The following is a 13,396-nucleotide window of genomic DNA, read 5'->3' as shown; positions in this document are numbered from 1 at the left end:
TTCAACATGGACGTTCGCCAGTACGCCTTCCTCGCGCATCAGCCTTCTGCTGCCGTAAAAAAACGCGAGTCTTTCCTCGGCATGCCCAAGCGCGGGCTGGCGTTTCTCTTGGCGAACGTCATGTTCTGGCAACCGATGTGGGCGCAGGCCGACGGCATCGTCGTGGCCAACCCGAATACCTCGCTGGATCGCGCCGGTAATGGCGTGCCGATCATCAACATCGCCACGCCCAATGCCAGCGGCCTGTCGCACAACCAGTTCCACGATTACAACGTCGGTGCGCAGGGGCTGATCCTCAACAACGGCTCGACGCAGAATAATCTGACGCAGTTGGGCGGGCACATCATTGATAACCCGAACCTGAAAAACAGCGGTTCGGCGCAGGCGATTCTCAACGAAGTCATCAGCGGCAATCCGAGCCAGTTGCGCGGTTACACCGAAGTGGCGGGGCAGTCGGCGCGGGTCATTGTTGCTAACCCTTACGGCATTACTTGCAACGGTTGCGGTTTCATCAACTCGCCGCGCGTCACGCTGACTACCGGCAAACCAGTACTCGATAACGGCCGACTGGATCGCTTTCAAGTTGATCAGGGCAGCGTCGCTATTGAAGGCGCGGGCCTCAATGCCACCAACGTTGACCGTTTCGAAATCATCACCCGCAGCGCGAAGATCAACGCGCAACTTCAGGCGCAGAACCTGACGATTGTTGCCGGTCGCAACGACGTAAACGCACAAACCCTGAATGCTACGGCCCGCGCCGATGACGGCAGCGGCAAACCGCAACTGGCCATCGATTCTTCGGCGCTGGGTGGCATGTACGCCGGCGCGATCAAACTGGTCGGCACCGAGGCCGGGGTCGGGGTGAAACTCGACGGCAAACTGATTGCCAGCGGCGGCGATATTCAGCTCGATGCCAATGGCCAACTGAGTCTGGCCGACGCCTCGGCCACTGGCGCGGTCAACGTCAAAGCCGCCAGCCTCGATGCACGCGGCCCGGTTTACGCCGGCACCAGCGTCAATGTGCAAACCCAAGGCAACCTGACCAACCGCCAGACCCTCGCGGCCCGCGACAGCATCACTCTCAGCGCTGGCGGCCAACTGACCAACGCTGGCGCCATCGAAGCCGGCGTCAACGCCGACGGCAGCCGCAATGCCAGCGGCGATCTGAGCCTCACTGCGCAGAGCCTCGACAACACCGGCAAAAGCCTCACCGCCAGCCGCAATCTGACCGTCAACACCGCGCAAACCCTGAGCAACCAGGGCGGCACGCTCAGCGGCCAAACCGCTGCGATCAGTGCCGGCACGCTGGACAACCGCAATGCCGGCAAAGTGCAGAGCGACGGCACCCTGAACCTCAATGCCGCGCGGGTGCTCAACAGCCAAGGCGTGATCACCAGCAACGCCAGCCTCACCGCCAACATCGGTCAACTGATCAACAGCAACGGCGAACTCAGCAGCCAGACCGACGCGGTTCTCAACGTCACCTCGCTGGACAACGTTGCCGGCCTGATGAGCGCCGGCCGTCTACTCGACATCAGCGCGGTCGGTGCGATCAACAACCGCACCGGCAAGATCGGCGCCAAACAGAATCTCACGCTAAAAGCCCAACAGCTCGACAACAGCCAGCAGGGCCAGTTGACCAGCGAAGGCACGCTGACCACGCGGATCAGCGAGCAACTGAACAACCAGAACAAGGGCCTGATCCAGGCCAACGGCGCCATGGACGTGCAGGCCACGCGCCTGGATAACCGTGCTGGCAAGATTTCCAGCCTCGACACGCTGACCGTCAGCAGCGCCAACACCGACAACCGTGGCGGCACCCTGCGTGCCGATCAGGCGGCAAAACTGCTGATCGACAACCTGGACAACCGAGACAAGGGCCGCCTCGAAAGCAAGACGGCGCTGACCGTCGATGGCAACACACTCGACAACAGCAATGGCGGCCTGCTCACCTCAAGCGGTGCGTTGAGCCTCAAAGCCAAAGCAGTGACCAACGATGGCGGACGGGTTTCCGCCAAAGGCGATATCGACGCCAACATCGACACCCTCAATCAAGAGCACGGTGAACTGGTCGCCGAAGGCAATCTGCTGCTGACCGGCAAAACCCTCAACAGCCATCAGGACAGTCTGGTCGGCTCGCTCAAGACCCTGACCGTCAACGTCGAGCAGATCGACAACCGCGCCAGCACACTGTCCAGCCAACTGGATTTGCACATCAATGGTTCGCGCCTGGACAACAGCGACGGCGGCAAGGTGCTGTCCGACACCACACTGGCGCTGAAAGTCGCGCAGATCATCAACGCCACTAACGGCCTGATTTTCAGCAAAGGCGCGAGCACCCTCAGCGGCACCGGTTTGAGCAACGTCGGCGGGCGCATCGTCAGCCAGAACACTGTCGGGCTGACTTTCGACGGGGCCATGGACAACCAGCAAGGCCTGATCAGTAGCGAAGGGCAGATGACCCTTAACGCCGGCAGCCTCGACAACCGTCTGGGCAAACTGTCGAGCCTTGACGCGATGGCACTGACCGCCAGCGGTGCCGTGCTGAGTCAGGGCGGCCTGATCGTTTCGCAGAAAGGCCTGACCTTTAAAAGCGGCAGTCTCGATAACAGCGCCAACGGCATCATCAGTGCCAAGGCTGATTCGACCCTGACTACCGGTGAGTTGAAGAACCGCCAGGGCGGCAGCATCGCCACCGATGGCTCCCTATTATTGACCGCCGCGCACCTGGACAACTCCGGCGGCAGCCTCGGCAGTCAGCAGAAACTCGAAGTTTCGCTGACCTCACTGGCGCAGGACGGCGGCGAGCTGTTCAGCAATGGCGACCTGACCCTGGACATGCACAACGGTCTGCTCGACAACCAGCGCGGCAACATCCATACGCCGGGCCAGTTGCTGCTGAAAAACCTCAAGGACGTCAACAACAGCGCCGGCGAAATCTCCGCCGCCAAGGCCTGGAGCGTCAACGCGCAAAGCCTGAATAACGACGGCGGCAAACTGCTCAGCAACGAAAAACTCACCCTGGTCATCGAACGTGCGCTGAGCAACGTCAAAGGTCTGATTGCTTCCGCCAGCCTCGACAGTCGCAGCGATACGTTGAACAACTCCAGCGGTGATATCCGTGTGCGCGGCGATGTCGATTTCAGCGTGACTGGCATGTTCGATAACCACAACGGTGTGGTCATCGCCGACAACGGCCTGACGATCACCGCCGCCAGTCTGGATAACCGTCAGGAAGGCCTGATCGGCTCAACAAAAGCGCTGAACCTCAACGTGGCTCGCGTCGACAACCGTAGCGGCGAGCTGTCGAGCAAAAGCGATGTCAGCCTGATCGGTGCGTGGCTGGATAACAGTGACAGCGGTTACATGCTCGCCGGCGGCAATCTGGCTTTGACCGTCAACGACGTCATCAACCGCAACAAAGGCCTGCTGTCCGGTGACACCGGGCTGACGCTGAGCGGCAAGACGCTGGAAAACAGCGGACGTCTGACCAGCCAGAAAGACCTTGCGATCAATCTCTCCGGGGATCTGAACAACGCGCAGGGTAGCCTCGTCAACGAAGGCGCTTTGGCGATCACCGCGCAAAGTCTCAACAACAACGCCGGCACCGTCTCCAGTGCCAAAGCGCTCACCGTCGACACGCGCGGCGCCATCAGCAACCGGGGCGGCAGCCTGCTGACCGATGGCGATCTCACCCTCAACAGCAGCACGCTGGATAACCAGCAAAAAGGTGTAATCAGCAGCAAGTCCAGCCTGAACATCAGCACTGGCGAACTCAACAACAGCCAAGCGAATATTTACGCGGCCGACCACGTTGAGATCAATGCCGGTCAGGTGACCAACACCGCAGGCAGCCTCGGCGCCGGCAAGATGCTGACCGCCAATGTCCAAGGCCTCGACCAGCAGGGCGGCAAACTGTTCAGCGGCGGCACCGTCAGTGTCGATCTGAACGGCGGCACGCTGAACAATCAGGGCGGCGTGATCAACGCGCCGGACCAGTTACTCCTGAAAAACCTCTCCGACGTGAACAACCGTGGCGGCGAGATTTCCAGCGACAAGGCTTTTGAACTGATCGCCAAGTCGCTGGACAACAGCGGCGGCCAACTGCTGAGCAACCAGAAACTCACCCTGACCCTCGACAATGCACTGACCTCGATCAAAGGCACGATTGCCGCTGCGGCGTTGCAGGTTCGCGCGGCGAGTCTGGATAACAGCGACGGCGGCGTGTTGCTCAGTGACAGCGACATCGAGGTGACTGTCGATGGCCTGCTGAAAAACACCAACAAAGGCAGCATTCGCGCCGCACAACAACTGACCCTCAACAGCACCGGCCTGAACAATCAGGGCGGCACGCTGGTGGGTGTTTCCGGCGCGTCGATCGATCTGGGCGCCAGCGCGCAGGACCTGAACAACCAGAACGGAGTGATCAGCAGCAAGGGCGGGTTGAGCATTGCCCATCTGCGCGACCTGAATAACCAGAACGGCGTGATCAACAGCAAAGGCGTGCTGAGCATCGCCACCCTGCGTGACCTGAATAACCAGCAGGGCGAAATCTCCAGCGTCAACAGCTTCAGCCTCACTGGCAACCGCCTCGATAACCGTGGCGGCAACCTGATCAGCAACGGTCAACTGACCGTGGAAGCGGCCGATCTGAACAATCAGGGCGGTCTGCTCTCCGGCTGGAAAGGTGTGGGCGTCAGCGGCGGCACCGTCGACAACAGCCTGGAGGGCGCCATCTCCAGCCAACTCGGTAACGTCAATATCGACCTGAGCGGCGCCTTGCTCAACCACAGCATGGGCGGCATCGGCGGCCTCGGCGAAGTGAGCATCACCGCCGCGAGTCTGGATAACAGCGGCGGCACGGTCAGCAGTGAAGGTAAGCAAACCCTGACCCTGAGCGGCGGCGTGATCAATAACGCTGCCGGGGGCTTGATCAAAAGTGGCGACACCCTCGATATCCGTGCGGCCAGCCTGAATAACAGTTCCGGCAACGTCATGGCCAAAAAGGCCCTGAGCTTTACCGGTGGCGAGCTGAATAACACGAAAGGCAGGCTGGTCGGTGACGACAGCGTCACCCTCGATTTGCTCGGTGCCCTGACCAACGTCGATGGCGCATTGGGCAGCACGGGAGCGCTGCTGATCAAACGCTCCGCCAGCGTCGACAACCAGGGTGGCCAGTTGATCAGCCAGACCCTGCTAAGCCTGCTCACCAGCGGCGATATGAACAACAGCCAACTCGGCACCGTGTCGGCCAACGGTCAACTGGATCTTACCGTGGGTGGCACGCTGCGCAACGACGCGGACGGCTTACTGTCCAGCCGCTATGCTGGCGTGACCCTCAACGCCGCCGCACTGAACAATGCCCAAGGCGCGGTGCAAAGCATGACCGCGCTGAGCGTGAACACCGGCAGCGGCGCGATCGACAACCAGGGCGGCAAAATCATCGCCCAGAACGGCGACCTGACCCTCACCGCCGCCAGCCTCGACAGCCGTGGCGGGGCGCTTTCAAGCCTCAAAGGTCTGCTGCAAACCCGATTGAGCGGCGTATTGCGCAACGGCCAGGGCGGCAAAATTGAAGGCAGTCGCCTCGACCTGCAAGCGCTCGGTGGCATCTACAGCGACGGCGGACGAATCGCCGCCAACACCGGCAACATCCTGCTCAACGCGGGCGGCAACACCCTCGACAACAGCGGCGGCGGGATCTATGCCCGTGGCGTGGTGAAAACCATCGCTGGCTTGATGAGCAACAACAACGGCCAGATCAGCGGCAGCAGCATCGAGCTGGGTGCCGACGGCAATCTGAGCAACCGCAGCGGCCTGATCGAAAGCGCCGGCACACTGGCGATTCGCGCGGCCAACCTCGACAACCAGGGCGGCAAACTGCGCGCGCTCGGCACCAGCGGCAAAACCGATTTCCAGATCGGCAGCCTGTTCGACAACCGCAACGGTCTGGTGGAAACCGCCAACACCGATTTCACCCTCGCGGCACCGAGCTTTCTCAATGCCGGCGGTTCGGTGACGCATGTCGGTCTGGGCGAGTTCGGCATCTCCACCGCCAACGTGATGAACGCCGGCGGCTCGCTGGTGACCCGTGGCGGCTTGACCCTGAATGCGGACAGCTGGACCAACAGTAGCGTGATTCAGGCCGGGCGGTTGACGGTCAACGTCGGCAACTTTGTGCAGACCGCGAGCGGGCAGTTGCTCGCTTCCAATCAACTGGTGGGACGTGGCGGTAACTGGACGAATGAAGGCTTGATTGCCAGTGATGGCAGCGTCGATATTCAGCTGAGCGTCAATTACGGCGGCAACGGTCGCACGAGCAGTCTGGGCGATCTGCAACTCGACGCCTCCACCCTCAACCTTACCAGCGCTACGAGTATCGCGGCCGGAGGCAATACGACCGTAGGCGCACGCGGTGGCCTGGCGATCGTCAACAACTATGGCCGCCTGACCGCTGCCAATAATCTTGTCCTCAATGCCGGCACCGTTAACAACTACGGCACGCTCGCAGGCGCGTCGGGTATGAAGCTGACGGCCTCATCACTGCTCAACGATCAGGGTGGGTTCCTGTTCAGCGGTGGCGACATGAAGCTTCGCGTGGGCAGCTTCAGCAATAAGAAATCCGACGTTTACAGCCTCGGCGCAATCGATATTGCGCGGGACGATGCCGGTAATCGCGCGGCGACGGTGGAGAACCTTTCCGGGACGATGGAGAGCACCGGCGACTTCTCGATCAAGGCCGACTCGATTGTTAACCGTAGAGATCAGTACAAGACGATTTCCGAGCTGTACTCGTCGGATATTGGGGTGCGTTGCTATTCGTGTGATCAGATCCCGCTTAACTGGACAGATCTGCAAGGAGGCAAATTACCGTCTCACCTGGTCTGGGAGCAAAAGTTCAAGGTAAGCATTTCGGAGGGGGAAAGCTCCAAAGCCGCGTCCATTACTGCCGGAAAAAACTTTGATGCTGTGGGTGGATCGTTCCTGAATTCGAACTCGTCGATCGCCGCTTCTGGAAACATCAACATCAACGTGGCCAACTTCGAGAACTCGGGTACTGCCACTGGCGATTACGTTTCCCGCAAATACGTCAATGGAGGGCTCTCCGTTGCCCAGTGGAACGAAGTCGTTGAGTACAACATGTACAACGATGCGGACTACAACAAGGATCTGCATTTCTGGAACGCCAATGAAGACGACTCACGGGTAGTTTCCAAGGTCGTCAGATATGGTGCCAAGGGTGAGGCTGACAACTGGTTCCAGACGTTCGGCTCGACCATCATTTCTTTGAATAAACAGAGTCAGGCCGTCAAGTTCGGAGATTCTCTCTATTCCTCGGGAGTCAGAACGGAAGCTCCAGACTTCATAAAGAATGCCGTGTTCAATGAAAAGATCGTCACCTCCGATCCTTCAGGATTCGCCTCGGCGATCATTCAGGCCGCCGGCAATGTCACCATCAACGCCAGCAACAAAATCAGCAACGGTGTTGAAAAGGCCTACAGTTCAGGCGCCGCCAGCACCTCACGCAACGCCAATACCGGCGCTGGCGGCACCGGTAAAACCACCGTCATCAGCCTCAACAGCCAACTGCCACCGGACTTGGCACAACAACAGGTCAACCCGCTGACATTACCCGGCTTCAGCCTGCCGGTCGGTGACAACGGCATGTTCCGCCTGAGCGGCAAAGGTGGTAGCGAACAATCCTTGGTGCCTGCACCGTCCTGGACCATCGATACGCTGTCCGGCGAGTCGACACATCATACGGTCGGCATGCCCGCTCGGCCGTCGACCCAGTTCCAGTTCGACAACACCGACCCGGTGTCGATAAAAAAACGCGATCTGGCGCTGAGCGATGCCGCCTCGCTGAATCTCAACGACAGAACCGCTCAATTCAACGTGGGTGCAACCGCCGCTGACGGCCCCGTCGGTGTGCTACTGCCTAATCGTGGCAATGCATTGATCTACGCACCTCCGGTAAAAGGCCTGCCCGATACCAGCGTGCGCTCCAATCCGCACAAATACCTGATCGAAACCAACCCGGTACTCACCGACCTGAAGAAATTCGAAAGTTCGGATTACTTGCTGCAAAAACTCGGCTACGACCCGGACAACAGCGCCAAGCGCCTGGGCGACGGTTTCTTCGAACAGCGGATGATCCAGCAAGCGGTCGTCGAGCGTACGGGACAGCGTTTCATCGACGGCCAGACCTCCGACGAAGCGATGTTCAAGTACCTGATGAACAACGCCATCGCCAGCAAGGATCAGCTCAACCTGTCGGTGGGCGTCACGCTGACCGCGCAACAAGTGGCGGCACTGACCCACGACATCGTCTGGCTCGAAGAGCACGAAGTGAATGGTGAGAAAGTGCTGGTGCCGGTGCTGTATCTGGCTCAGGCGAATAACCGGTTGGCGCCAAACGGGGCGTTGATTCAGGGCAACGATGTGACGTTGATTGCCGGTGGCGATCTGGACAACGCCGGTACGCTTCGGGCCTCCAACAATCTGTCGGCCGAAGCGGGTAACAACCTCACTAACACCGGTTTGATCGAAGCGGGTGAACGTCTGACGCTCAAGGCTGGCAACGACATCATCAACAAGTCCGGCGGCATCATCTCCGGCAAGGACGTCAGCCTGACCGCCACCAACGGCAGTGTGATCAACCAGCGTGACGTGACCGGCTTCGACCTGACCGGCCGCGGCAACGTGTTGCACCGTGACTACCTGGATAACGCCGCCCGGATCGAGGCAGCCAACGACCTGACGATCAAGTCCGGCAAAGACATCAACAACATCGGCGGCGTGCTGCAAAGCGGTCGGGACATGACGCTCGACGCTGATCGCGATGTGAACATCACCTCGGTTCAGGATCGCTACACGGACGCGCGGGGTAGCAATTTCCTCAATCAGACGATTACTCAGCACGGCGCTGAAGTGACGTCCGGGCGGGATCTGTCGATCAGTGCTGATCGTGACGTGGCGATTGTGGCCAGTCGGCTGGATGCCAAGCGCGATCTCAGCGTCGATTCAGGCCATGACATTGTCATTACTTCGGCCGCCGACGAGAGTGATTACGTCTCGCGCAGCAAGAAGCGCGCGAACGAAACCCACAGCATCACGCAACAGTCGTCGGTATTGAACGCCGGTCGCGATATCGCGCTGAACGCGGGTAATGATCTGGGCATCATCGCCAGTCGGATCAAGGCTACGGAAGATGTCAGCCTCGATGCGGCTCAGGACATCACCGTTGCCTCGGCCAAAGACGAAAGTTCTTCTTATTACTACAAGAAGAAAAAGGGCTCGTTCGGGCGCAGCAAAACCACCACGACAGAAAGTTATGAGAGCGAGAACGTAGCTTCCGTGATCGAGGCTGGACGTGACTTGACCGTCAACTCGTCCAAGGACGAAGACGGCGCCGTGAGTCTGGATGGCGGGCGCAATGTCACCATCATCGGTAGTCAATTGAACGCCGGCAAAGACCTCGTCGTCGGTGCGACCAACGATGTGGCTGTTCTTTCCGCTACAGAAGAATCCGGCTCTTACACCAAGAAAACCAAGACCGGTACTTTCGGCCTGTCGAAAAGTGGCAGCAGCCACTTACAGACTGCTGTTACTCAAGTCGGTAGCCAGTTGAACGCCGGGCATGATGCCGTGGTCCTGGCAGGACGCGATGTTCGTCTGAACGCCAGTGAAGTCAACGCTGACAATGATGCTGAACTGCATGCGGGTCTCGTGGACAAGGAGGGTGATATCACCCTGTCGTCTGCGGATGACCAAGCGTACAGCCGAGCCGAGGAATACAAGAAAAAACTGGGTATGTCGCTCAAGGACACCATTGGTGTCTTTGCCGGTACTCCGGGGCTGGGAGCCGATATTACCGTCGGTGCCTCGCACAATGGCGGACGTGAAGTCGTCAGTTCCAACAGCATTGGCAGCCAGGTCAATGCCGGGCACGATGCGATTCTCAATGCATCTCGCGACATCAACGTCATTGGCAGTGGAATCAGTGCCGATAACAGCGTTTCGCTCGATGCCGGCCGCGATGTCAACGTGGTTGCCTCGATCGATCAGCAGCGCAGCAATACTTGGGAGACGGACAAAAGCGTCGGGATCAAACAGACCATCGACAGCAATGCCTTCACCACGTTCGTTGGCAGCGAAACCCTTCAACATGGCGTCAACAGCAAGGGCTACACCGCTGCGGGCAGTTCCATCGACGCCGGGATGAACATCAATGTAAACGCCGGTCGCGACATCAACCAGCAAGGTTCCGATCTGACCGCCGAGAACAACATCCGGCTCAAGGCTGATCGCGACATCAACATCGATGCCAAGGAAGAGGCCAGCGAAGTTACTATCCGTGACAGCATCAAACGCAACGGTCTCACCGTGACCACGGCCTACAACATCGGCAACACCATGGATGGCCTCAAAGGCACTGGCAAAGGTGAAGATGGGGTCAGCAAAGGCTCAAGCGTACTGAAGTCGGTTGATACGCTGGATCAGTTCTTCAGTGGACCGAAATTTGACGGACATATCGGTGGATCGAGCGTCAGTTCCAGCCAGACTCAGACGTCGGTCACTCAACGTCCATCGACACTTTCTGCAGGCAATGACATCTCGCTGGACGCTGGCAACAACGTCAACGTCAGCGGTAGCCAGTTCAATGCCGGCCGTGACATCAACGTCAAAGGCAAGGACATCACCTTTGATGTCGCGCACGGCTCGGAAAGCAGCGACGGGCATTCGACCCAGAGCAAAGGCGGCGTCAAAGGGGGCACCACCGGCGGCTTCAAACTGGGCGTAGGTGTCAGCAATGCCGGCACCGTAGACAAATCGACTCAGGGCACCTCGACGGCCACTCAGTTGAACGCCGGTGGCAGCATCAACCTTGACGCGGAAAACGATCTGACGCTGATCGGCACTCGGGCCACCGCCGAGCGGGATATCTCCCTCAAGGCCGGTAACGATCTGAATATTCTCTCGGCGCAAAACGCTTACGAGAGTTCGCACGATCGGCGTAGCTGGGGCGCGGAGGGCGGCATCATCGCCGGCCAGGACGGCTTCGGTGTTTATGGTTCGGCGAATGTGGGTATCGGCGATCTCAACCGTGAGGGCGTCAAACAGCAAGAAGCTTATCTGTATGCCGGCAACAAACTGGGTTTCGAAAGCGGTCGCGATACCAATATCGCTGGCGCGACCCTGCGCGGTGATGAAGTTATCGGTGATGTCGGTCGCAACCTGACCGTGACCTCTGTGCCGAACACCGGCAAGGTCGAAGGCAAGGAGTTCGACGCCAGCCTGACGGTCGCGGTGAGCTTCGGTGCAACGGTCAGCGGCTCGCTGGGTTATGGCGAGACCAACGGCAAGACCAACTGGGTCGACAATCAGACGGTTATCAGTGGCAAAAGCAAAGTCGACATCCGTACCGAAAAACATACGCAACTCGATGGCTCGGTGATCAGCGCTGACAACGGCAACCTGAAACTCGACACTGACACCCTCGGCTACCGCAACATCACCGGCAAGGATAACGAGCACGGTTATTACCTCAATGTCAGCGGCAGTTATGGCGGGGGCGGTGGCGCCCAAGCCGACAAGCCGAACAAGGGCATGGAAGGCGAGAGCAAAAACAGCTGGGCCGTGGAGGGCTACAAGTACGACAAGGATCGTCAGCAGACGCTGAATGCCACCGTGGGTGAAGGTCAGATTGTCGTGCGTAACGACAAGGCTACCGGCCAGGATTCCACGGCGGGTCTTAATCGTGATGTGAACAAGGCCTATGAGATCACCAAGGATGAGGAGCATCGCACGACGTTGTATGCGAGCAGTTCCTCCATTGATGCCGTTAGCCATCCGTTAGAGACGCTGGAGCGTTGGGGCGAAAGCGTTACTGATTTCAAGAAGAACATGCTCAACCAGGCTTTGGCCGGTGCCAGCTTTCTGCAAAATCTGAAACTGGCAATCAATGCTCAGCTAGTTGATATCAGTGAGGTGTCTCCTTCGCTTCGCAATGAGCTTGGTGATGAGCAGGCACTGGCCGTCACGAAGAACTTTGTTCGGCAGGGGAAGAATCCTTCGGATATGGATTCCCTTGACCCCGAAGTGCTTGCTGGACTCAAGCGATTTGCCGATCTGGCAGCCGATTACGATAAGGAAATGGCGAAGGAGGTTGATCAGGGCAACATCATCATTGAATCCAAGAACGACGGTAGCGGGGGAACCAACGTCGTCTATCTCGATAGGATCACCGTGAGCGAGAAGGTCATTCCCATGGGGCAGGCGGCCCTTTCAGAACTGGGTGACCTGCTCGTGCTGGCCAATTCATTGCCGGAGGAAAAACGTGATCAGCTCAAAACCGTTGCCATTGCAGCTCAAGCTGTAATGGGACCCATGAAATTCATGGTGAGCTTTACTGCAAACGCTCTGATTAATGCCGCAGCAGGAAAGGAAGTTGAAGAGTTAAAAGATGGCGCAGCGATTAAATTGGCAGCCTTCTTTACCGGTCAATCAGAGGAAAGCCTGAGGAAGAGCAACGAGCTTGCAAAGGGTGAGCATGAGAATGGCAACACCGTCAAGTATCCTCTGGAAGGTGATAACTATGTCGTTGCCTCGCGTTTTCTGATTGATGCGGCGTTAGGTGAGTTTAAGGCCTTGGGAGTCAAGGCGACCGGTCGGGTGCTTGAGGTCAGTAGAAAAACGGGTGGCAAAAACTCTGGTTCTGATCCAGCATCCCCTCCGACTCGACCCCAAGTAACGAAAATTGAAAAAATGGAGGACTTTTTCAATCAGCCAGGTTTTGGCGGCCAATTAGCCGACGCTACTAGAAAAACCTCAAAGAGATTTCAAGGTCAGACCGTTTATCAAGCGACCGAGAAAATTGCCCCAAATATTAAGAAAGGCGACCAGATTTATTTGGATAATCTTCATAAAGACCATTTGGAAGTGTTCGATAAATTTGGTGATGTGAAGTACGTCTTGAATTTGGATGGCTCAAAAAACAATGAGAAAACGGCTAAGGCCCTTGCCGATGGGAGAAAATTGAGATGAACGATTTCGAGTCGGTGAAAAACCTGATCATCCAATTGGTGAAAGAAAAGACGGGTAGCTTTGATGGCAATAGTTTGGAGGCCGATTACAAGCTGGACTGGGAGGCTGAGCTTTCGGAAAGGTTGGGAAACGCTTTCTACAATATGTCCAGAGCGGCATCCGCCAAGGAAAATGCAGACGATGTCATGTTGAAAGTTGCGCTGATGAATTCACGTGTGGACTTCATGGATCTGGCTAATTTTTTTCGCGATATTTATGACGATCTCGATGCGTTGGTAAAAAAACCTTTTTGGCCGGAAATCCCCAAAGGTTTTGATTACGAAAAAGTCTCGGATTAAGAGGCCGCTGG

2 protein-coding genes are annotated in these 13,396 nt (G+C 57.9%); both read left to right on the top strand.

Going from position 1 to position 13,396, the window contains the following annotated elements; all coding sequences use genetic code 11:
- Positions 1-6 precede the first annotated feature (6 nt).
- Complete coding sequence (locus ACIF4X_RS18200; RefSeq protein ID WP_397483203.1) at positions 7-13,047, top strand: hemagglutinin repeat-containing protein; 13,041 nt, start codon at positions 7-9, stop codon at positions 13,045-13,047.
- Positions 13,044-13,385: a hypothetical protein gene (locus ACIF4X_RS18195; protein WP_397483202.1), complete on the top strand. Its 342-nt coding sequence runs from the start codon at positions 13,044-13,046 to the stop codon at positions 13,383-13,385. The genes ACIF4X_RS18200 and ACIF4X_RS18195 overlap by 4 nt, the downstream gene beginning before the upstream one ends.
- The last annotated feature ends 11 nt before the right edge of the window (positions 13,386-13,396 follow it).

This window comes from Pseudomonas sp. NPDC085632, assembly GCF_044541255.1.
GTDB lineage: Bacteria > Pseudomonadota > Gammaproteobacteria > Pseudomonadales > Pseudomonadaceae > Aquipseudomonas.
The sequence above is the reverse complement of the archived record's forward strand: the minus strand, read 5'-3'. Positions and strand labels throughout refer to the sequence as shown.

Excerpts from the sequence above, each read along its gene's own strand:
- ACIF4X_RS18200 (WP_397483203.1), top strand. The coding sequence starts at position 7 with ATGGACGTTCGCCAGTACGCCTTCCTCGCGCATCAGCCTTCTGCTGCC.
- ACIF4X_RS18195 (WP_397483202.1), top strand. The coding sequence starts at position 13,044 with ATGAACGATTTCGAGTCGGTGAAAAACCTGATCATCCAATTGGTGAAA.